This is a genomic window from Glutamicibacter sp. TV12E (genome assembly GCF_052441935.1).
Classification (GTDB): Bacteria; Actinomycetota; Actinomycetes; order Actinomycetales; family Micrococcaceae; genus Glutamicibacter.
On record NZ_JBQVVF010000001.1, the window covers coordinates 674,816 to 696,460 of the forward strand.

Annotated in this window: 20 protein-coding genes, 2 tRNA genes and 1 pseudogene; 7 read left to right on the forward strand and 16 right to left on the reverse strand. The window is 59.8% G+C overall.

Annotated elements, in window-relative coordinates; all coding sequences use genetic code 11:
- Positions 1-36 precede the first annotated feature (36 nt).
- The 3 genes from cysS to ACT7DV_RS03035 form a co-directional block, all read right to left on the reverse strand.
- Entirely contained in the window at positions 37-1,488 is a 1,452-nt protein-coding gene (gene cysS, locus ACT7DV_RS03025; protein WP_444660826.1) for a cysteine--tRNA ligase, read from the reverse strand.
- Between the two features lie 86 nt (positions 1,489-1,574).
- The gene (ispD, locus tag ACT7DV_RS03030) at positions 1,575-2,813 is read right to left on the reverse strand and encodes a 2-C-methyl-D-erythritol 4-phosphate cytidylyltransferase (RefSeq protein WP_444660827.1); all 1,239 of its coding nucleotides are present in this window, start codon (positions 2,811-2,813) and stop codon (positions 1,575-1,577) included.
- Between the two features lie 105 nt (positions 2,814-2,918).
- A complete protein-coding gene (locus ACT7DV_RS03035; RefSeq protein ID WP_022877089.1) occupies positions 2,919-3,404 on the reverse strand; it encodes a CarD family transcriptional regulator in 486 nt (161 codons plus the stop codon).
- 353 nt (positions 3,405-3,757) lie between these two features.
- Here ACT7DV_RS03035 and ACT7DV_RS03040 point away from each other — a divergent pair, with 353 nt between their 5' ends.
- The gene (locus ACT7DV_RS03040) at positions 3,758-4,297 is read left to right on the forward strand and encodes a DNA modification methylase (RefSeq protein ID WP_444660828.1); all 540 of its coding nucleotides are present in this window, start codon (positions 3,758-3,760) and stop codon (positions 4,295-4,297) included.
- A gap of 79 nt (positions 4,298-4,376) precedes the next feature.
- Here ACT7DV_RS03040 and ACT7DV_RS03045 read toward each other — a convergent pair whose 3' ends face one another.
- Together ACT7DV_RS03045 and ACT7DV_RS03050 are read right to left on the reverse strand one after the other, a co-directional pair.
- Positions 4,377-5,057 (reverse strand): response regulator transcription factor, encoded by a 681-nt coding sequence (locus tag ACT7DV_RS03045; RefSeq protein WP_060700604.1) that lies wholly within the window; start codon positions 5,055-5,057, stop codon positions 4,377-4,379.
- Complete coding sequence (locus tag ACT7DV_RS03050; RefSeq protein WP_444664766.1) at positions 5,054-6,259, reverse strand: sensor histidine kinase; 1,206 nt, start codon at positions 6,257-6,259, stop codon at positions 5,054-5,056. Before ACT7DV_RS03050 ends, ACT7DV_RS03045 begins: the two co-directional genes overlap by 4 nt.
- A gap of 235 nt (positions 6,260-6,494) precedes the next feature.
- On the opposite strand from ACT7DV_RS03050, the gene phoU reads away from it, so the two are divergent.
- Complete coding sequence (gene phoU / locus ACT7DV_RS03055) at positions 6,495-7,148, forward strand: phosphate signaling complex protein PhoU (protein WP_060700603.1); 654 nt, start codon at positions 6,495-6,497, stop codon at positions 7,146-7,148.
- 176 nt (positions 7,149-7,324) lie between these two features.
- On the opposite strand, the pseudogene ACT7DV_RS03060 reads toward phoU, so the two are convergent.
- The 4 genes and pseudogenes from ACT7DV_RS03060 to ACT7DV_RS03075 all read right to left on the reverse strand — a co-directional run bounded on the left by ACT7DV_RS03060 (position 7,325) and on the right by ACT7DV_RS03075 (position 10,227).
- Positions 7,325-7,628: pseudogene (locus ACT7DV_RS03060) on the reverse strand (DUF4193 domain-containing protein).
- Between the two features lie 198 nt (positions 7,629-7,826).
- Positions 7,827-8,573, reverse strand: coding sequence for a phosphoglyceromutase (locus ACT7DV_RS03065; RefSeq protein WP_444660829.1), 747 nt, complete (start codon positions 8,571-8,573; stop codon positions 7,827-7,829).
- Between the two features lie 130 nt (positions 8,574-8,703).
- Positions 8,704-9,021 carry a DUF2516 family protein gene (locus ACT7DV_RS03070; RefSeq protein ID WP_146277670.1) on the reverse strand — a complete coding sequence of 106 codons (318 nt, stop codon included), beginning with the start codon at positions 9,019-9,021 and terminating at the stop codon, positions 8,704-8,706.
- Between the two features lie 48 nt (positions 9,022-9,069).
- On the reverse strand, positions 9,070-10,227 hold the full coding sequence (locus ACT7DV_RS03075; protein WP_444660830.1) for a trans-sulfuration enzyme family protein: 1,158 nt from the start codon (positions 10,225-10,227) through the stop codon (positions 9,070-9,072).
- A 146-nt stretch (positions 10,228-10,373) separates the two neighbouring features.
- On the opposite strand from ACT7DV_RS03075, the gene tmk reads away from it, so the two are divergent.
- The 4 genes from tmk to ACT7DV_RS03095 all read left to right on the forward strand — a co-directional run bounded on the left by tmk (position 10,374) and on the right by ACT7DV_RS03095 (position 13,893).
- Positions 10,374-11,027, forward strand: coding sequence for a dTMP kinase (gene tmk / locus ACT7DV_RS03080; RefSeq protein ID WP_444660831.1), 654 nt, complete (start codon positions 10,374-10,376; stop codon positions 11,025-11,027).
- Positions 11,024-12,178: a DNA polymerase III subunit delta' gene (locus ACT7DV_RS03085; protein ID WP_444660832.1), complete on the forward strand. Its 1,155-nt coding sequence runs from the start codon at positions 11,024-11,026 to the stop codon at positions 12,176-12,178. Before tmk ends, ACT7DV_RS03085 begins: the two co-directional genes overlap by 4 nt.
- A gap of 22 nt (positions 12,179-12,200) precedes the next feature.
- Positions 12,201-13,739 (forward strand): alpha/beta hydrolase, encoded by a 1,539-nt coding sequence (locus tag ACT7DV_RS03090; protein ID WP_444660833.1) that lies wholly within the window; start codon positions 12,201-12,203, stop codon positions 13,737-13,739.
- Positions 13,740-13,821: 82 nt separating this feature from the next.
- Positions 13,822-13,893 (forward strand) — tRNA-Thr (locus ACT7DV_RS03095).
- A 65-nt stretch (positions 13,894-13,958) separates the two neighbouring features.
- On the opposite strand, the gene ACT7DV_RS03100 is transcribed toward ACT7DV_RS03095, so the two are convergent.
- From ACT7DV_RS03100 to ACT7DV_RS03125, 6 genes are all read right to left on the reverse strand, one after another.
- Complete coding sequence (locus ACT7DV_RS03100) at positions 13,959-14,273, reverse strand: EthD family reductase (RefSeq protein ID WP_444660834.1); 315 nt, start codon at positions 14,271-14,273, stop codon at positions 13,959-13,961.
- A gap of 90 nt (positions 14,274-14,363) precedes the next feature.
- On the reverse strand, positions 14,364-15,206 hold the full coding sequence (locus ACT7DV_RS03105; protein WP_444660835.1) for an aldo/keto reductase: 843 nt from the start codon (positions 15,204-15,206) through the stop codon (positions 14,364-14,366).
- Positions 15,207-15,274: 68 nt separating this feature from the next.
- On the reverse strand, positions 15,275-15,724 hold the full coding sequence (locus ACT7DV_RS03110) for a hypothetical protein (protein WP_444660836.1): 450 nt from the start codon (positions 15,722-15,724) through the stop codon (positions 15,275-15,277).
- A 148-nt stretch (positions 15,725-15,872) separates the two neighbouring features.
- Positions 15,873-16,064 carry a YbdD/YjiX family protein gene (locus ACT7DV_RS03115; protein WP_444660837.1) on the reverse strand — a complete coding sequence of 64 codons (192 nt, stop codon included), beginning with the start codon at positions 16,062-16,064 and terminating at the stop codon, positions 15,873-15,875.
- 2 nt (positions 16,065-16,066) lie between these two features.
- Positions 16,067-18,310 (reverse strand): carbon starvation CstA family protein, encoded by a 2,244-nt coding sequence (locus tag ACT7DV_RS03120; protein ID WP_060700594.1) that lies wholly within the window; start codon positions 18,308-18,310, stop codon positions 16,067-16,069.
- A 101-nt stretch (positions 18,311-18,411) separates the two neighbouring features.
- Positions 18,412-19,389 carry an NAD(P)H-quinone oxidoreductase gene (locus tag ACT7DV_RS03125; protein WP_444664767.1) on the reverse strand — a complete coding sequence of 326 codons (978 nt, stop codon included), beginning with the start codon at positions 19,387-19,389 and terminating at the stop codon, positions 18,412-18,414.
- Between the two features lie 62 nt (positions 19,390-19,451).
- Between ACT7DV_RS03125 and ACT7DV_RS03130 the strand changes: the two genes are divergently transcribed.
- Positions 19,452-19,539: transfer RNA gene (locus tag ACT7DV_RS03130), tRNA-Ser, on the forward strand.
- 47 nt (positions 19,540-19,586) lie between these two features.
- On the opposite strand, the gene ACT7DV_RS03135 is transcribed toward ACT7DV_RS03130, so the two are convergent.
- Positions 19,587-21,590 (reverse strand): FAD/NAD(P)-binding protein, encoded by a 2,004-nt coding sequence (locus tag ACT7DV_RS03135; RefSeq protein WP_444664769.1) that lies wholly within the window; start codon positions 21,588-21,590, stop codon positions 19,587-19,589.
- Positions 21,591-21,645: the final 55 nt, after the last annotated feature.

The window sequence follows — 21,645 nt, forward strand, 5'->3', positions numbered from 1 at the left end:
TCCTTAAAGTTGAGTTTGTTGTAGCCGCTAGGTCGGCTAGTTGTTCAGTGTCCAGCGGGCGCCATCGGCCGAGTCGAGCACCGTGATTCCAGCGGCGGCCAAGGCATCGCGGATCGCATCCGAGCGGGCCCAGTCCTTGGCGGCTCGCGCCTGGGCGCGTTCAGCCAGCTGCGCCTGGACTAACTGATCCAGGACATCGTGCTCGGCAGTTGCCTTGGAATTCTGCTGATTGCCCGCATCGTCCAATCCGAGGACCCGAGTCATCGCCAAAACCTGGCCCAGTGCGGTGGCCGTGGCTGCGTCGTCGTGCTTGTCCAGTGAAGCATTGCCGTGGCGCACGGTTTCGTGCAACGCCGCCAGGGCCATCGGGACGTTCAGGTCGTCATCCATCGCACTGGCGAATGCCTCCGGCACTTGCGTGGCAACGATCGAATCTGCTACAGCACCCAAGCGGTAGCGGGCGTTCGAGATGAAGGTGTCGATGCGTTCCACCGCGGCACCGGCTTCGGTCAGCGAGTCCGGACGGTAGTCCAGCATGGAGCGGTACTGGGCCTGGCCCAGGAAGTAGCGCACCACTCGGGCGTCGGCCAGGGCGAGCATTTCCTCGGGGGAAATGGTGTTGCCAATGGACTTGGACATCTTCTCGCCCTCGTAGGTGACCATGCCATTGTGCATCCAGAAGTTGGCGAACCCGTGGCCGGCCGCATTGGACTGCGCCATCTCGTTTTCGTGATGCGGGAAACGCAGGTCCAGTCCGCCACCGTGGATGTCGAACTCGCTGCCCAGGTACTTGCCGGCCATCGCCGAGCACTCAAGGTGCCAGCCTGGGCGGCCACGGCCCCATGGGCTTGGCCAGGAAGCGGTGCCCGGATCGGAGTCCTTCTGCCCCTTCCACAGGGCGAAGTCGCGGGCGTCCTTTTTGCCTCGCGGATCAGAGTCCGCGGCGTCCTGCATGTCCTCGATCTTCTGCCGGGTCAAGGCACCGTACTGCTCGTACGAGCGCACGTCGAAGTACACATCGCCGGAGCCATCGGCGGCCGGGTAAGCGTGGCTGCGCTCGATCAGCTCCGCGATCAGCTCATGCATTTCGGTGATGTGCCCGGTAGCGCGTGGCTCATAGGTCGGCCGGCGTACACCCAGCGCTTCATAGGCGCGGGCGAATTCCTGCTCGAAGCGGTAGGCCAGGGCAAACCATTCTTCGCGCGGCTTGTAGTGCTGGTCGGCCTCGAAATCTGCGGCAAAGGAGTTGGCAGACTTCTCCAGGATCTTGTCATCGATATCGGTCACGTTGCGTACCGTGGTGACCGCAAACCCGCGGTATTCCAGCCAGCGAACCAGGACATCGAAAACGATGGCGCTGCGCACATGGCCTACATGCGGCATGCCCTGTACGGTGGCGCCGCAGTAGTACAGCTTGACTTCGCCTTCGGCTAGCGGCTGGAAGTCGCGTACAGATGCTGTTTTGGTGTCATAGAATCGCAGGCTCACGCCTTTAAGGTTATCCGATGGACACGGCCTTTGTACTTCACTTGTGATGCGCTCGCTGATCTGGGCTTTTCACCGGGCCTGCGAGCTCACCGCTGCCGGGGGAAGACCAGGGCGGTGGCGTAGGCGGTAATTCCGGTGCCTTCGCCCTCGTACCCCAGGCCATCGCTGGTGGTTGCGATGACGCTGACTGGGGCGCCTATCGCATCGCTGAGCACCTGGCTGGCCTCTTCGCGGCGGGCCGAGAAGCGCGGGCGCCGTCCCACAAACTGCACGGCGACATTCCCGATTTCGAACCCTGCCTCGCGTACCAGGCGGGCCGCTTCTGCAAGCAGGCTCACACCGCTGGCCCCGGAGAATTCCGGCCGGCCCACCCCGAAGTGGGTTCCCAGATCGCCGATCCCGGCAGCGCTAAAGAGCGCATCGCAGGCAGCATGGGCCACCGCGTCGCCGTCCGAATGCCCCGAAAGGCCAATATCGTCCGGGAAGTGCAGGCCAGCCAGCCACATTGGCCGGGCGGGGTCCTGGCTGACGGCGTGGACGTCGATGCCGTTGCCGATGCGTGGCAGAATCATTGTTTCCCTGGCTGTGTTGTCGGAGCTGTTCTGGTCGGTGGCCAGCTGGTTGGCGGTTTCCAGGTCCTCGGGGTGCGTGACCTTCAGAGCCTGCTGCGCTCCGGCGACAACCTGTACCTTTTCTCCCTGCGCGCTCACGATCGAAGCGTCATCGGTAACTTTTTCCAGTTCAGCTTCGGTGCAGTGGTCGAGCTGGGCATGGGCCTGGCGCAGCACCGCTGCGTTGAATCCCTGCGGAGTTTGCACCGCGCGCAGGGTGGATCGCGGCGGTGTGTGATCGATGAATTCAGCACCCGCCGCTCCTCCCGGCCCCACGACTGAGATCGTGTCGGTTACCGACAGCGCGGGGATGACCGCATTGGCTTGTCCCTGTTCCAGGGCGTCGAGGACCCGATCGTAAAGCTCTGCAGGGGCAAAGGCGCGGGCGGCGTCATGAACCAAGATGGCCGAGGCCCCGGGATTGACCGCTTCGAGCCCGCGGCGTACCGAATCGGCGCGGCTGCTTCCGCCGGGCACGGTGCGCAGCATGGAACCAAAGGCGGCTAGCGTCTCGGCCATGCGGTGGTCGCCAGCGGGTGTGACCACGATGATTTCGGTGATCCGCTTAACCTGGAGGATTCGGTCGATGGCGTGCTCCACCAAAGTTTTGCCGGCCACCTGGACCAGCGCTTTGGGGATTCCGGCACCGAGCCGCGTGCCCATTCCGGCAGCAACCAGGATCAGGCTCGAAGAATGCGATGGGGTTTGCTTCACAGCGTCCAGCTTATCGTGTTCATCGGCAAGTGATTGGGCTTTTAACGGCAACAGCCGTGAAACGCTTTACAGCGCTCCACGGCAAGATGCAATCGGGAGTTTTGCCTAGGCCGAAGCCAAGACCTCATCCAACAGGCCCTCGGCCTTGGTCTCATCCAGGTCCTTGGCCAAAGCCAATTCGCTAATCAAAACCTGACGGGCCTTGGCCAGCATGCGCTTTTCGCCAGCCGACAGACCACGATCATTTTCACGGCGCCAAAGGTCACGCACGACCTCGGCAACTTTGATGACATCGCCGGAAGCCAGCTTCTCGACGTTTGCCTTGTAGCGGCGCGACCAGTTGGTCGGCTCTTCAGTAAATTCAGCACGAAGGACATCGAACACATGGTCCAAGCCTTCCTGACCTACCACGTCACGCACGCCAACCAAATCAACGTTCTCTGCAGGAACTTCGATGGTCAAATCGCCCTGAGCCACCTTGAGCTTGAGATACATTTTCTCTTCGCCCTTGATCTTGCGCATCTTGATCTCTTCGATCATTGCGGCGCCGTGGTGCGGGTAGACAACAGTCTCGCCAACCTCAAAAACCATGTGGATAAACCCCTTTCCCACAAACTAGTCTAACATGTTTACCATCAACGATCCCTCGTTTGTGCCCCATATAACCGCGAATTCACGCGGAATCGCCTCTTCCATTCGCAAGAGAAACATGGTAAGAAGAAAATACGCTGAACAGGGTTTTATACCTCTTCATCCCTTTCCCGGTTCTCTACCACTTGTCGAAAAGCGTGTGTTGCACGTCGCTAAATCGCGTCTTTGCGTTAAAAACAGCTAGGCTTAGAGGTAATCGTGGTCTAAATCTTGGGCTGCCCCTGCTCTGGGCGCAGCCAGGCCGATAGCCTCGAACCGAAGCAACTCATTATTCTCACCGAGGAGTTAGTGTCGTGATCACCGCACGCATGACCGCTGGACGCCGCATTGCCGCGTCCCTCGCTGTGGCTGCCCTGGCATTCGGTGTCACCAGCTGTGGCGCCATCAACGAGCAGTCCACCAACACCGACTACGCTGCCAGCGATGGCGTGCATGTCGACGTTGCCGACGCACAGGTCCGCAACCTGATGTTCGTTACCAACAGCGACGGCTCCAAGGCGCGCCTGATCGGCACCGTTGTCAATGACAGCGATTCCTCGCTGACCCTGACCGTTAAGGCAGCCAGCACCCAGCCGGTAACCATCTCGGTTCCAGCCGACGAAAGCGTCAAGCTGGAAGACGATGCAAACCAGAAGGTCATCTCTGGCCTGAACATTGCAGCTGGCGAGCACGCAAAGACCGCTTTCACCGCAGCTGGTGAGACCGTGGACTTCAGCGTTCCAGTTGTAGACGGCACCTTGGCTGAATACCGCGATTTCGTACCAGGCGGATCCGATGACTCGGTCACCGACCACCTGAAGAAGACCGAGAGCCACTCTACTTCGGGTCACTAGGGCTCAACAGAACTGGGAGCCTGGGAACGAATCCTTTGATTCGTTCCCAGGCTCCCTGTCGTTTAAGCGTTGTTGCCGGCTAGACCACGAACTTGTAGCCCAAGCCGCGTACCGTCACCAAGTGCTCTGGCGTGGCCGGGTCAGGTTCAATCTTCGAGCGCAGGCGCTTGACGTGAACATCGAGGGTCTTCGTGTCCCCCACATAGTCGCTGCCCCAGACGCGGTCAATCAATTGGCCGCGAGTGAGCACACGGCCGGCATTGCGCAAGAGCATCTCAAGCAGTTCGAACTCCTTGAGCGGCATGGACACCTCGGTATTGTCCACCGAGACCATGTGGCGTTCAACGTCCATTCGCACCGGGCCGGCGGTGACCACATTGCTGATGAGCTCCTCGCCCTCGCCCTGGCGGCGCAATACGGCACGGATGCGGGCCAGTAACTCGCGCGATGAGTAGGGCTTGGTGACGTAGTCGTCGGCGCCGAGCTCCAGGCCTACCACCTTGTCGATTTCCGAATCCTTGGCGGTGAGCATGATGACCGGGACCTGGCTATTGAGTCGGATCTGGCGAATCACCTCGGTGCCCGGCTGGCCCGGCAGCATCAGGTCCAAGAGCACCAGATCGGCGCCGTGGCGTTCGAACTCGGTGACGGCAACCAGCCCGTCCTCGGCGATCCGTACTTCAAAACCTTCGCGCTCCAGCAGGAAAGACAGCGGGTCAGAGAGCGATTCCTCATCCTCTACGATCAATATGCGGGTCATCGTCGTCCTCCTTCGCGATCGGAGGTTCTAGCCTCGACCGCTCGTTCCTTCATCATCTCGTCGGCGGCACCATCGGCGCCCGTCCGTTCTTCATCCGCTAGGGGAAGTCTTAGGGTAAAAGTGGAGCCCTGGCCGGGCTGCGACCACAGGGATACTTCGCCACCGTGGTTGGCCAGCACGTGCTTGACAATGCTCAGTCCCAGTCCGGTGCCACCTGTTTGCCGCGAGCGTGCCGAGTCCACCCGGTAGAAGCGCTCGAAGACGCGTTCTTGCTCTTCGGGTGAAATGCCCGGCCCCTGGTCGGTAACCGAAATCTGTGCGTAGCCATCACGCTGGCGGATCCCCACGCCCACCTTCGTGTTCGCCGGCGAGTAGCGGATCGCGTTATCGATGAGGTTGCGCACCGCGGTCATCAGCAGGTCGGGATCACCCAGGATCGGTTCCTGAAGATGTCCGCCCACGGTGATGCTGATGCCCTTTTCCTCGGCAAGCAAGTGGCTGCGGTCCACCGCTTCGGCCACCACGTTGTGGATGTTCACTTCCTTGCCCTGCACAATGGCGTCACTGGCTTGCAGCCGGGAGAGCTCGATAATGTCCTGGACCAGCGCGGCAAGCCGCCGCGATTCCTTGTCCATCCGGGTGGAGAAGCGGCGCACAGCTGTCGGATCGTCGGCGGCTTCGGTAATGGCCTCGGCCAGCAAGGAAATCGCGCCGACCGGTGTTTTCAATTCGTGGGACACGTTGGCCACGAAGTCATTGCGCATGGCTTCGGTGCGCGTGATCTCGGTGCGGTCATCGGCCAGCAGCAGAATGTATTCATCACCCAGAGGCGCAACGCGCACGTGCACAATCAGCTGGCCGGCCCCGAGCGTTGAGCGTTGCAATTCGTACTGGCTTTCAGCGATCACGCCGTCCGCCCGGACCTGGCGCACCAGGGCCAGCAGTTCGTTGTGCACGAGCGTATGTCCACGCACCAGCCCGTAGGCATAGGATGCCGGATTGGCCCGCACCACGCCGTCGACATCATCGAGGATCACGAAGGCGCGTCCGATAACGGACAGGACAGCGGCTGCACCTTCAGGGAGCAGGGGCTCGTCAACCTGCGGCAGTCGGGCGGTCCTGCGCTGCGACATCCTGAAAGCGATCACGCCAACGATGCCCAAGGCCAGACCGAGGACACCGGCTATCAGAGTCGAGATCACATCGTTCACCCTTTTAGCCTAGCTTCCCCACTGGGTTCCTTCGTTCCTAAATGACGCGAAAACGGCCAAATCGGCGCGCTGTTCACCAAACGTTCACGTTTCGTGGCATATTCGTTAATCACCCGCTGACAGGCTGGAGTAAGACCCTCCACCATGCCATAAATCTGTTTGGGGTGGTTCGCTGCGAAGACAGGGAACCCGCTGGCATGGGAACCGACACTCGAAAGGAACTGCTGTGCGTAAGGTTTTTCAGGCAGATCTACAACAAATTGGCGAAGAACTTATTGAGATGGCCAACCAGGTCGCGACCGCAATGGATCGCGCGTGGGATTCATTGGCGAATGCCGATGTGGAGCTAGCCCAGGAAGTTATCGCGGCGGACGCGAAAATTGATTTCCTGCAGAACCAGCTGGATGAACGAGCTATCGACACCCTGGCACTCCAGGGCCCCGTGGCCAGCGACCTGCGCATGATCGTCGGTTCGCTACGCATGAGCGCTTCCCTGGAACGCATGGGCGACCTAGCACGCCACCTGGCGCAGCTAGCCCGCCTGCGTTTCCCGCAGCCGGCAATTCCAGAAAGGATCTCGGCAACCTTTTCTGAAATGGCCAGGATCGATATCCAGATTGCCCAGGCGGTAGCCCGCCTGCTCGATACCCGTGATCTGAAGATCGCCGCGGAAATTATTGAATTGAACCACGAAGTCGACCGCCTGCACTCCAGCGTGTTTGCGCGAATTGCGGAAGCGGATTGGGACGCTTCGGCGCCAACTACCGTTGATGTTTCATTGACCAGCCGCTACCTGGAGCGCTTCGGCGATCATGGCGTTTCGGTAGCACGCAAGGTGACCTACCTGGTCACCGGCGAGTGGGACCCATCCGACGCCTGAGCCAGTGAGCGCGTGCTGAATTCTTGACGTAGTGCCTGTTGCCGGAGAACTCCGGCAGCAGGCACTACTTTTTTGGCCATGTGCGCAAAGAGCCGCTGAGGCGAAGGGCAACCCGCCAATTGGCGGGTTGCCCTAGAAATTTTCGACGCACTAATAGCGCCAGCGTAAAGCGGGTTTTAGCCTTCGCACTCTACGCAGAAACCTACATTGCCTTCTTCGCGAACCAGCTGTGAGCGGTGGCGAATCAAGAAGCACGAGCCACAAATGAACTCGTCGTCTTTCTGTGGAATGACGGTAACCGTCAGTTCCTCGTTGGACAAATCTGCACCTGGCAGATCCATTCCATCAGTGTGATCGGCTTCGTTCGAGCTCGCGCACGACGGACTTGGCGTCCGGTGCGTTTGCGGACTTAACCGCATCCAGAGAAGCCTTACGTGCCTCAGCAACGTCTGGGCGGACTTCATCGTAATCAGTTGCCACGAATTGCATTCCTAACGTGAGCCATTGAGCCTATTCGAAATAGGAGATTACAGCATACTAATGCCAAAAATACAATCGTGCGCAGTAGTTTCGCTCACAGCCATATAGCCAGCCAATATTCCAGCTTAAAGCCGAAACGGCGGCACCAGAATTTCCAAGCTCAGGGCCTGGGGTTCTGGTGCCGCCGAATAGTGGGTCTTACTTGCGTCCCTGGTTTGCGACAGCCTTGATGGCATCGGCCGCAGCTGCAGGATCCAAGTAGGTTCCTCCGGCGGTGATCGGCTGGAAATTGTCGTCCAACTCATAGACCAGCGGGATGCCGGTTGGGATGTTCAGGTTGGCGATGTCTTCATCGCTGATGCCGTCAAGGTGCTTGACCAACGCACGCAGCGAATTGCCGTGGGCGGTGACCATAACGGTCTTGCCTGCGGACAAATCTGCCTTGATATTGTTTTCCCAGTAGGGAAGCATGCGGTCAAGCACGTCCTTGAGGCACTCAGTGCGTGGTGCGGAATCGCCCAGGGCGGCGTAGCGCTCGTCGTTGATCTGGCTGAATTCCGAAGCGTCGTCCAGGGCTGGCGGCGGGGTGTCGTAGCTGCGGCGCCATTCCATGAACTGCTCTTCGCCGAACTCGGCCAAGGTCTGGGCCTTGTCCTTGCCCTGCAGTGCGCCGTAGTGGCGTTCGTTCAGGCGCCAGTCGCGGTTCACTGGGATCCACGAGCGGCCTGAGGCCTCCAATGCCAGGTTGGCGGTGACAATCGCACGGGTCAACAGCGAGGTATGCAGCACCTCTGGCTTGTATCCGGCTTCTGCCAGCAACTGGCCACCGCGTGATGCTTCAGCACGGCCCTGTTCGGTCAGCGATACGTCGTACCAGCCGGTGAACAGATTTTTTTCATTCCATTCGCTCTGCCCGTGGCGAAGCAAGATCAAAGTGTGACTCATATAAGCCATCCTATCCAATGCTCCAGCGCAGACGCGCCAAAGTTAAGGAGTGTTCATTAATTGAGAAGGCCCGCCCCTCCATCTGCAGGAGAGTGCGGGTCATCAAAAGATTTATGTTCTTTGCCGGGGCCTAGTAGTTGTACCAGCCGCCGCCTTGGCCGCTGACTGCTGGTTTCACATCGGCCAGGTAGACGCAGGCGATGCAGGCGCCAATCAGCTGCAAGAAGCCGATTCCGCCCCCGCTGAGGATGCCCAGCAACGAAACAACGGCACTGGCAGCCGTCAAGCCGGTCCAGAAGCCTTTGGTGCGCTTGCCTTCCTGCGCAAAGCGCTGTGCACCATGGCGCAAGCAGTCAATTACCGCCCAGACCGCGAGCACCAGAATGATCACGCTCAGAGCCAGCATCAAGTAGTACTCGATCAGATGGGCTACATACATCATGGACATATCTTCACTCTACCTATGGGCGTTGGTATTTTTTGGTACTGCCACGCGCTAGAGCTGTTCCAGCGCCTGCTTCAGATCCGACCACAAGTCCTCGACATCTTCGATCCCGACCGAGAGGCGGATCAGGTTCTCGGGAACGGTCTGCGGTTCCGACGCGTGGCGTGCCCGGCGCTCGGCCAGGGTTTCCACCCCGCCCAGGGACGTCGCTCCGGTAATGAGGCTGAAGGCAGCGACAACCTGGTCGGCATGCTCGGCGCTCTGCCCCGCCTGGAAGGCGATCACCGAACCGAAGCCATCCATCAGTTGCGCAGCCCGCTCATGTCCTGGATCCTGTGCCAGGCCGGGGTAGCGCACCGCCTGCACCTTGGGGTGTTCGGCCAGGCGCTGTGCCAGCACCTGGCTGTTGCTCTGCGAACGATCGATGCGCACCGACATGGTGCGTACACCACGCAAGGCCAAGAAGGTATCCATCGGGGAGGCGATGGCGCCATGCAATGTCCGGTAGCCGTGCAGCTTCTGGCGCAGCGACTCATCGCTGGTCACCAGCGCGCCCATGATGACATCGGAGTGCCCTGAGAGGTACTTGGTGACAGAGTGCACCACTACGTCGGCTCCCGAAGTCAATGGACGCTGCAGCAAGGGGGTGGCGAAGGTGTTGTCCACAATGCTCAGCACGTCGCGGGCCTGGGCTTCTGCCAGCAGCACTGGCAGGTCTGCGACCTCCAGCATCGGGTTGGTCGGCGATTCCACCCACAGCACGTCAGCACCCTGCAAGGCGGCGACTACTTCATCGGTGTCGGCAATATCCACCGGGCGGATGTCCAGCCGGCCGGCAGCTTGCAATTCCGAGCTCAGGGCCAGCGAACCGTTATAGGAATGCCTTGGCATTACCAGCACGCCCCCAGCGGGAACCAAGCTCAACGCCGCAGCAATGGCAGCCATGCCCGAGGAGAACACCAGCGCCGGCAACGCGGCAACTTCCAGCTGGCCCAGGACCTCTTCAAATGGGTCCCAGGTCGGATTGGAGAAGCGCGCATAAACGCGTTCATCGGCAGCTGCTTGCCCGTGGGAGTGATAGGTCGAGGTGAAGGTCACCGGATGGTTCACCGGTGCATCGATGGCGTGGGCCGGACGGCCACCTGCAACGACAAGGGTCTTCGGATCCCACTCGGGGTGTGGAGCTGATGGCATGCTGCTGGAGTTCATGGAAAAAACTTTACGCGCAGCCGCCGCACAGCGTTGGATGGATTTCAGTACATTTCATCTGACGAATCCACCACACTGGGCGATTAGTTGCGTACGGCCGAGGGGTTGCGCAGTTGTTTTGCCGGCTCCTTGGATAGGCTAGAGGGGTGAATAACGAATCGAGCGCGCCGGCCCCAGGCTTGTTCATAGTCTTTGAAGGCGGCGACGGCGCAGGCAAGTCCACGCAGGTCGCCCTCGCCCAGCAATGGCTGGAAACACGTGGGTCCAAGGTCATTACCACCCGCGAGCCAGGCGGAACCCAAATCAGCGAGGCACTGCGTTCGCTGGTACTTGAACACGGCCACGGCGATATCGATTCACGCACCGAAGCCCTGATCTACTCCGCGGCCCGGGCCGCCCACGTCCAGCAGGTCATCACCCCGGCTTTGGCCGCTGGCACCCATGTCATTTGTGACCGCTTTGTTGATTCCTCACTGGCTTATCAGGGAATTGGACGCGCCCTGGGAATTGATGCGGTCGCGGGGATCAACCATTTCGCCACTAACGGGTTGAAGCCAGATGCCACCATCATTTTGGACATTTCGGCAGCCGACGGCCGGGCCCGGCGCATCGCTGCTGGTGGCGGTGTGGAAGCGGCCGACCGGCTGGAGGCCGAGCCCGACGATTTCCACGAACGCATCCGCCAGGCCTTCTTGGAACTGGCTTCCCTGGATCCGGACCGCTATCTCGTCTTGGATGCCAGCAACAGCGTCGAAGACCTGCACCACTCTGTCACCACGCACCTGGCTGGACTGCTGTGAGCCGCCCGGTCTTTGGCGATCTGGCTGGCCAGCAGCGCGTCATCGATACGCTGTGCGCCGAAGTTGACCGCGGCAATCCAACCCATGCGTGGCTGGTCACCGGCCCTCCTGGCTCGGGACGAACTACGGCGGCCCGCGCCTTTGCGGCAGCCTTGCAGTGCACCACCAGCCCAGCCGGCTGTGGCGAATGCGAGAACTGCAAGCTGGTGCTCGCTTCCTCGCACCCGGACGTTTCCTTTGTCTCCACCGACAAATTCGAATACCAGATTGCCGATGTCCGCCACCTGATCACCCGCGCGCAGGAAAGCGCCAGCACCGGGCGTTGGCGGATCATCATCATTGAAGACGCGGACCGCATGTCTGAACGCAGCACCAATGTGCTGCTCAAGGCCATCGAGGAACCGCCAGCGCGGATGATCTGGATCCTCTGCGCTCCCTCCCCGGCCGACGTCTTGGTCACCATCCGTTCTCGTTGCCGTGCGGTGAATCTTTCGGTGCCTTCCACCGCAGACGTGGCGGACCTCTTGGTGCGCCGCGACGGCCTTGATCCGCAGCAGGCCCTCTTCGCTGCCCGGGTTTCGCAGTCGCATATTGGCGTGGCCCGGCTGCTGGCCCGCGATGAGCAGGCTCGAATCCAGCGTGAAAAGGTTGTTACCCTGCCACTGCGCACCACCACTTTGCCCCAGGCCATGGCGGCCGCCGCGGAAATCTCCAAGCTGGCCACGGAACGCGCGGAAAACATCACCGGCACCGATCTGCAGAAGAAGACCGAACAACTGCGCCATGCCAACGGCCTAAGCCCTGAAGAAACCATTCCTCCTGGGTTGCGCGGCCAGTTCAAGGCCTTGGAAGAGGATGCGAAGCGATTCGCGCGACGCGCCAGCTTTGATGCCTTGGACCGGACTTTAACCGACTTGACCACGTTTTTCCGTGATGTCCTGAGCCTTCAGCTGGGAACCGGGATCGAGCTGATCAACGAGCATTTGCGCGAGAAGCTCGAAGCTTATTCACAAGGCCAGAGCAAAGAAAAGTCGTTGGCCCAGTTGGACGCCATCAACCAGACGAGAAGTCGCTTGGCCGCCAACGTCAATCAGCTCATGGCTTTGGAAGCATTGATGACTCGCCTCCTTCCGAACCCGGGTCGCCGCTAACCAACGCAAGGAGACACTCAACGTGCCTGTACGCTCATCCAAACTGCGTTTAATTGCGGTGGCGACCCTGCTGGCCTTTGCCGGGCTGACCAGTTGCTCCGCTGGATCGACGCTCCCTGACTCCGAAGGGACCGACGCCGCCCCGAGCGCTAGCAGCGTCGAAGCTCCGCAAGGACTGGAGAGCTACTACTCCCAGCAGGTCGATTGGGAGAAATGCGGCGATGTTATTGAATGCGCCACGATCAAGGTGCCGCTGGACTATGCAGACCCAACCGGTGAAAGCATCGACCTTGCACTGAACCGGCGCGTTTCGGAGGGAGCCAGCCGAAACCTGCTCGTGAATCCTGGCGGTCCCGGTGGTTCTGGGCTGGATATGGTCGAATCTTCGGTGCAAGCCATGTTCAGTGCCGACCTGCAAAAGGCCTACAACGTGATCGGCTTTGACCCGCGTGGCGTGGGCGAAAGCACCCCGGTCACTTGCCAGAGCGATGCCGAGACCGACGAAGGAAGACAGGAGAACCTGCGCGCCTGGTTGCCTGAAGATCAAGAACAGATCGTCGAGGAAACCGAGCACTATGCGGCCGATTGCGCGGCCAACACCGGGGAGCTCCTTGGCCACGTTGATACGGTCTCGGCTGCCAAGGACATGGATGTCATCCGCGCGGTGCTCGGGGACAAGCAATTGGACTATCTCGGGTTCTCCTACGGAACCTTCCTGGGGGCAACCTATGCGGACCTGTTCCCGCACAAGGTGGGTCGCTTTGTCCTCGACGGAGCCATGGATCCAAAAAGCCAGGCCACTGACCTGACCAAGGCGCAGGCTGTTGGTTTTGAGCATGAGATTGAAGCTTGGCTAGCCCAGTGCGTTGAATCCGAAGGCTGCCCTTTCAGCGGAACGGAGGAATCCGCCAAGGTGCAGTTGCAGCAGTTCTTCGCCCAGGTCGAAAACGAGCCCATGACCTCCAGCGATGGCCGCGCCGTGCCAATCATCGATTTTGTCAACGGCTTCATCTTGCCGCTGTACGACAATTCAAATTGGCCGTACCTGACCCAGGCCATGGCATCAGCGGTGAATGACGGGAATGTCGATGCCATTCTCGGATTTGCCGACCTCGCCGCCGATCGGCAGGGCGATGGAACTTATGGCTCGAATTCCAGCGATGCGTTTACTGCCATCAATTGCTTGGATCGTCCGATGAATGCCGATGCTGAGGCAATGGGGAAGGAAGCTACCGAGCTGATGCGCGTAGCTCCGACGCTGGGCAAGTATCTGTCCTACGGCGAGATCGCCTGTGATGCATGGGATCACAAGCCCACCGGCAAGGCCGGAGCGCTGGACGCCAAGGGTTCCAGCGAGATCCTCGTCGTTGGTACGACTTCGGATCCTGCGACCCCGTACCAGTGGTCGCAGTCGCTGGCCAAGCAGTTGGATAACGCCACGCTATTGACCTATCAAGGACATGGGCACACGGCCTATGGCCGTTCCAATGACTGCATCACCGAAGCGGTCGATGGCTACCTGATTGACGGGAAGGCCCCGGCACCGGACACACAGTGCTGAGCGGGGGCATTCATGTCTTCCTCGTTTTGACGATCAGACAATTCCTCGGATAAAGTGACGTGGTGCCTGTTTGCAGGTACAGGCCTCCTTAGCTCAGGGGTAGAGCAGCTCCCTCGTAAAGAGCAGGTCGCCGGTTCAAATCCGGCAGGGGGCTCGGTTGTGAAGAAAACCCCGGAATCATGTGTTGCATGATTCCGGGGTTTTTCGCGTTCCTGGCCCTTAGCTTCCACCGGTGATTTCATAGTCGAGCGTCATGGCTCCCCCGGTAGCGTAGTTGGGAACATCAGCGGCGACAGCTTGCCCTTCGGGTGAGCCCATCGCAGTGCGGTAGGCTTCAACATCGCTGAATTCGGCCTCGAAAATGGCGAAGTACCCAGCTGCCTGGCCTTGCGCGTCCGGGGAAATATCGGTCGAGTAGCGCCACGCACGAAGCCCTGGAAGCTTGGCCGCGAGCGGCAAGTGGGTCTCTTCGTAGTATTTGATGAAGGCGTCGCGATCAACTGGTTCTGGATATAGGACGATGAGCTTGTGCATGGCGAAGTCTCCTCATGGATTGCCGGTTATCGGGAGCGCAACGGCCCCTCGAATTCTTGGCAATCCGAGGGGCCGCGCAGGTTTAATGACTTATTCGAAGTCGGCAGTGGCGGGGTCAGCCGCGATTCGCCCTTCGGGTCCACGATCCAGGGTAGCGATCGCTTCGATATCTTCAGCGTCAAGGGCTACCTTCAAGGACTCGAAGTTCTCGACGATGCGCGCATCGGTCACGGACTTCGGGATCACGACGTTGCCCAGGGCCAGATGCCAGGCGATGACAACCTGTGCCATCGAGGCGCCATGCTTCTTGGCGATGCCTTCGAGCACTGGGTCCTTGAGCAGGTCCCCGCCCTGGCCCAGTGGCGACCACGACTCATGCAGGATGCCGTGTTCCGCTTCGTAGGCGCGCAGTTCGGCCTGCGGGAAGTACGGATGGGTTTCCACCTGGTTGATCACCGGGCGCACACCGGTTTCGGTGTAGAGCTCTTCAAGGGCTTCTACGGTGAAGTTGCAGACGCCGATGGACTTGGCTTTGCCGTCCTTCTGCAGCTGGATCAGGGCCTTCCAGGTGTCCACGTAGGTGCCGCGCTTTGGCTGCAGCCAGTGGATGAGGTAGAGGTCGACATAGTCCAAGCCAAGACGTACCAGCGATGCCTGGGCAGCTGCGATGGTCTTCTCATAGCCCTGGTCCGCATTCCAGACCTTGGTGGTGATGAAGAGGTCTTCACGGGCGATGCCGCTTGCGGCAACTGCGCGGCCGACGCCTGCCTCATTGCCGTAGATCTTTGCGGTGTCGATGTGGCGGTAGCCAGCCTTCAGCGCCTTGCCAACAGCTACTTCCGCTTCGTCGTCCTTGACCTGCCAGACGCCGTAACCCAGCTGGTCAATGGTGTTTCCGTCGAGGAACTTACTTGTGGGTATTGTTTGGGTCATGCAACCAATTTAGTGCACGGCTTGCTCCGATTTCTAGGACCACCACGCAACTGATCGGGAAAAGTCAATTATTCGCTGTCAGCGAGCAGCTGCATGGCCCGGCCAACGTCTTCCTTGACCAGCTGCGCGCGATGGCGGACCGATTCAATATCGATCGACTCCCCCGCTTCAGCCTGCATCCGCATCATCGCAATGACCTGTGCGGTGGTCGCAAGGTCGTTGGCCGACTTGGTGAGGCTGCGGTGCACTCCTGCGGTGGATTGCGGAATATGCTCGTCGTTGCTCGGCGTGATCCGGTGGGCCATGCAGCAAAGCTGACGCACCGCGGGCAACAGATCCGCCATCTCGTTGGCTTCCTTCACCAGCAGGTTGTACACCTGGTCATCGGCAATGCCTTCGACCACCTGGAAGACGCGATCCAAGGACCGCTGGAAGCGGTCGTGGGCGCGGCGCCAGACGCCCTCGCCAAGTTCGCGAGTGGCTGCGCGCTCAGCGCGAAGTCGTGAAAAGAACGCCATGACACTTCTTTGCTGGTGATGTACAAGGATCGATAGCTCTAGCCTACCGGTGACCAGGCACCGCTTAGACCTCAAGCACGACACAAAACGAAACCGGTCCCGGAGCCTGCCGCAGGTGCGGCGGGTCCAGGACCGGTTATTGATGCTTCTAGCAGCAACGCCCTTCAGGATTCTTCTCTTGCCAGTCGGTGTAGTCCTTCCAGAACTCCCGTTCACTCATCGGTTTCTGGTCCGGATGGGTGCGGGCCTGGTGTTCCAGATAGTGCTGGTATTTATCCGCACCCAGCACACCGTCCACAAACTTCTTGGCCTGCGAGAGGCGTTCCATCAGCGAAGCCATGGCTAGTGGCCGCCACGCTGAATTTGTGATGCCGCCGGAACCTGCTTCCATTCCTTCTCCAGCTGCTTTTCGGCAGGAGTGGAAATCAGCCCCGAGGGTGCGTACATCTTGGAAGGAACAGCGGGATCCTCTGTGTCGTTACCGCCACCGTTCTTCTTGGCCTTGATGGTCGCCATGACAGCGGTGACAATCACCACCGCGGTCAGCAGCAAGAAGAGCACCGACAGCCAACCCTGGACTCCGGTATTGCGGACCACTGCTTCCATCGCTTCAACTGTCTTGGCCGAACCGAGGGAAGTTTCGCCGTTGGCCAGCGCCTCCTTGTAAGCATTATGGTTGGCGAAATAGCCGACCTTGGCATTGGTTGAGAAGATCTTCTGCCAGCTGGCGACGAAGGTGACCACCACCGTGAAGGCCAGCGGCAGCGCGACAACCCACAGGTATTTGAAGTTGTTCCGCTTGGCGATGATCGTCATCACCACGGCCAAGGCGATTGCCGCCAACAGCTGGTTGGCAATGCCGAAGAGCGGGAAGAAGGTGTTGATGCCGCCGAGCGGGTCGGTCACGCCCAGGATGAGGATGTATCCCCATCCAGCCACCATGACCAGGGTGCAGATCCACACCCCGGGACGCCATGAGGTGTCCTTGAACTTCGGGAAGAAGTTACCGATGGTGTCCTGAAGCATGAAGCGGGCCACGCGGGTGCCAGCATCAACTGCGGTGAGGATGAACAGTGCCTCGAACATGATGGCGAAGTGGTACCAGAAGCCCATCATCGCGGTGCCGCCGAACCATTGGTGCATGATGTGGGCGATGCCCACAGCCAGGGTCGGCGCGCCACCGGTACGCGAAACCACACTGGTCTCGCCCACATTGGCCGCCAGCTCGGTGAGGGTATTCGGTTCCAGATTCACGCCGGCAAGGCCCAGCGAGTTCACAAACGCTACCGCGGTTTCCACGGTGCCGCCGGTAGCTGCCGCCGACGAGTTCATGGCAAAGTACACGCCACGGTCAATCGAGATCGCTGCAACCAGCGCCATGATGGCCACCATGGATTCCATCAGCATGCCGCCGTACCCCAGGAAGCGGGTCTGCTTTTCCTTTTCAACCAGCTTCGGGGTGGTACCCGAGGAGATCAAGGCGTGGAAGCCCGAGAGCGCACCACAGGCAATGGTCACGAAGAGGAACGGGAAAATATGCCCGGAAACCACCGGGCCATCAGCGCGTCCGGCGAACTCGGAGAACGCCGGAACCGTGATTTCCGGGCGCACAATAATGATGGCTACGGCCAGCAAGCCGATGACGCCGATCTTCATGAACGTGGACAGGTAATCACGCGGAGCCAGCAACAGCCAGACCGGAAGTACGGCGGCGATGATGCCGTAGATGATGATGGCCCAGGCGATGGTGGTGCGATCCAGATGGAAGAATTCAGCACCCCACGGCGATTCGGCGATCCAGCGCCCTGAGATGATCGCGAACATCAACAGGACAAAGCCGATGATGGAGATTTCCAGAACCTTGCCCGGGCGGATGAAGCGCAGGTAAATGCCCATGAACAAGGCGATCGGAATGGTCAGGCCCACCGAGTACACGCCCCATGCTGATTCGCCCAAGGCGTTGACCACAACCAGCGCCAGGATGGCGGTAATGATGATCATGATGGTCAGCGTGGCGATCAGGGCGGCGGTGCCGCCGATCAAGCCGAGTTCCTCGCGGGCCATCTGGCCCAGCGAACGCCCGCCACGGCGCATCGAGAAGAACATCACCAGATAGTCCTGGACCGCGCCGGCCAAAACTACACCGACAATAATCCAGATCGTTCCCGGCAGGTAGCCCATCTGGGCTGCCAGAATCGGGCCAACCAGCGGACCGGCACCAGCGATAGCCGCGAAGTGGTGCCCGAAGAGCACACGGCGGTCGGTGGGCACGAAGTCACGCCCGTTGTTCACCGACTCAGCCGGGGTTGCGCGGAAATCATCGGGCTTGACGATCTTGCGTTCGATGAACTTCGAGTAGAACCGGTAGGCGATCAGGTAGGTGGCCACGGCCGCGAAGACAAACCAAATCGCATTGATGGTTTCTCCTCGCGAAAAGGCAAGGAAAGACCAGGCAATGCCACCAATCAGGGCGATGGCGATCCAGACGGCGATCCGCAAAGGCGTCCAACGCTTTTCTTCGCGTTGGGCGACTTCAGGATCAACGCCGGCTGGGGGCAGCGTATTTTGGGCACTCAAGGTGAGCATCCTCCTCAGGGCGTGACAAGTGATGTGCACGACCGGCCTCTATAAGGTCGGTCACGTGGTTAAGACTACTGTGTCACTTTACGCGCCTGAAACATTTCCGGCTAAACCCTCACGACGATCTTTCCCGTGTGCTCACCTGAATCAAAATACTCATGAGCACTAGTCAGGTTCGGAAATTCGAAGACTTTGGAGACGTTGATGGACAGTTTGCCTTCATCGACCAACGGCATCACTCGTGCGACGGCCTGCTTGATGATCTCGCTCTTCTGCGCCAGCGGCCTGGACCGGAGAGTCGTGGCGATCACCCGCGACCGCTTTCCGAGCATCACGCCCATATTCAGCTCAGCTTTCGTTCCTCCCTGCAGGCCAATAACTACCAAACGCCCATCCACGGCGAGCGCATTGATATTGCTCTGCAGGTACTTTGCTCCGATAACGTCAAGGATCAGGTTCACCCCCTGTCCATCGGTCAGTTCCTTGACGCGCTGCTCAAAATCCTCTTCGCGGTAGTTGATGCCTTCATCTGCTCCCAGCTGCTGGCAGTACGCAAGCTTCTGGGCCGATGACGCTGTGACAAGCACCCGTGCACCGGCCGCCTTGGCCAGTTGAATCGCCATGGAACCGATGCCGCCAGCGCCACCGTGAATCAAGATTGCCTGGCCTTCTTGCAGCCCGCCCTCGATGAACAGGTTGGAGACTACCGTTGCGGAAACTTCTGGCAGCGCGGCGGCTTCCACGCTGGAGAGTACATCGGGGATTCTGATGAGTAGTTCGGCCGGCACGTTGACGTATTGCGCATAGCCGCCTCCGGCCAGCAGGGCTGCTACGCGAGTTCCAATGCTCCACTCGGTCACCCCGGCACCAACCGCGGCAATGCTTCCGGATACTTCCAGCCCTGGAATGTCGCTGGCGCCTGGAGGAGGTGGATACACGCCCTTTCGCTGTTGGACATCTGCCCGGTTCAATCCAAAAGCTTCGACCTTGACTAGTACTTCTCCGGGTCCGGCAGCAGGGATTGGCCGTTCGGTAAGTTCAATAACTTCTGGCCCGCCACCAGCGTTGTAGATGTAGGCATTCATTGTTTGGCTCATGGGGCCCAATTCCTTTCATTCAGGGTTCATGCCGTATACTTTTTCGGGTTGGATGGTTGTCCGAGCGGCCGAAGGAGCTGGTCTTGAAAACCAGTAGGCGGCAACCCCGTCTCATGGGTTCAAATCCCATACCATCCGCGTTATGAGCTTGGCGGGCTGATCTTCAGATCGGCCCGCCAAGCAGTTTAATGCCGTTCGGCCGGCAGCCCTTCGCCCACCAGGAAACCGGCCAGGCGCGCCACTTCGTTGGCTACGTGGGTAGCGTCCTTGAGTGTTCGTGCCGCGGGACTGTTCAGGTCACCGGCTTGCGCAGCAATGGCAGTCCCCCATTGGGCTGAGGATAGCTGCAGTCCCATTACAAAAATGCCGCGGTGGGCCAGACCCTCGCTGTTGACCAATCGGTAGGGTTCGCCAACAACATCAAATCCCGAGCCCGGGAGACTTTCACCTTCAGAATTGCGCCACGTGTGCGCCCGGCCAACGTGGTCCTTGAGCAATTGCTTGATCAGCGTTGTGTCATTCTGCAGTACGCGGTTGCTGGGCATCATTGCTTCGCACATGGTCTTGGCTGTGTGCACTTCTGCGTCCACCCATGGCGATGAAGCCGTGAACTGGCCAGAAACTTCATCAAAGGCGAACTCGGGCTCCGGGCCGATGAAGGTCACGATGCCAGCGCGGGACAGCGCCAGCAGCTGTTCAATGCGTTCCAAGGGCGGCCCGGAAGCCAGCCCCTCGACCAGCGGCTCGAAGTGCGCCTGGATCTCTTCTATTCGAGATTGCTCGTCGATAGCGCCTGCGACTATCAGTTCCTTGACCAGCATGCGACCGGCGTTCATGGTCATGATTGCGCAGGACAGCGGGTCATCGAGTCCCGCAGAGCTGTGCCGGGCATTGCTGACCAGATAATCCTGCACTGCCAGTTGGTAGTCCCCGTTGGAGGCAAAACCGAGCTCTTCAAAGGGGCGTGCGAGCTTGGGAACATCCAGCCAATGAATCTCCGGGAATTGCGAGATGAATTTGCGCAGCTCTCCCAACCACACCTGGCTGCCTTCACGGTGTTCGGCTACGAGGATTGCCTCCAGCCGATCAATGAATTCTTCTACTGCGAACCCTGCAGGCGCACCGCTCATTTGGACGCACTGCCGATAATAGGCAAAGAGCACATCACGATGCAGCTTGGGCCAAATATGCCGCGAGAATTCTAGAGTGGCGTTTGAATTTGTCGCCCGGATCTCGGCCAAGTGGCCGATCAGATCCTGGACATCAAGAAAGCGCAGTTGAATCTCATCAGGAATAAACTGGTCAACCACCGGCTTGCCCCAGTACGGAGTTCCGCGGCGCGAGGCGACAATGAGTTCCGGCTCCCTCCCTGAAGCAACGTACTCAAAGCGCTGCCCTGGCTCGGTACCGACTTCCCGGAATATGCCGCCTCGGCCCAAGGTCAGTTCTGCCATGCAGTCAAAGAAGTTCAATCCCAGTCCGCGAATCAGAGCTGGCTGTCCCCCTGCAAATTTATTGAAATCCAGGTCCGCCGGGATATTCGGGGGCAGATAGGTAGCACCAGAATTAGTCGCGGCTTCCTGAAGCTGCTTTTGCCACGGATTCAGCTCTGCACTTTGATGCCCCAGAGCCAGCACCACAGCGTCCACCGGCAAATGCTGCACCTCGGAGCCGTGAGCCGCCGCCTGGTATTCCAACTGGTAGCCGTTGCCCTGCGTCCGCAGCGCCAGGACCTCGGCGGCAACATGCTGGATGCTGAAGGAATCATGCTCATGCAATACCTCGCAGCTTCGGTCAAAAACATGCTCCAGATATTCGCCGTAGATGGCCCGTGAGGGATAGGTTCCCGCGTCAATGCGCTCAATGGTTCTTGCGTGGTCTTCGCTGAGCTGCCGCCCATCGCCCTTCAGCTGCACAAACTGCCTGAAACTCAGGCCAGGTTCATCGGTGACCCGTTCCGGCGCGACCGTAGGAAATGAAGCGGGGGTGTTCATCCAGAAGTTCTCGGACTGGCGTGGATTCCAGACATGCCCCGATCCGGGACGGTACGGGTCAAAAACCACAATATTCAGCCGGCTGCCTTTGGGCGTCAGCTTTAGTGCCAAGTCAGCAAATCTTTCGACCACACTGGTGCCGCGCGGGCCCGCCCCGACAATGGCCAGGCTGTACTCATTCTTGGGGTTCTCCATCACGGTGCTCACTCCTATAGGTTATTACCTTCAACGCAGGCCACGAGCCCCAACG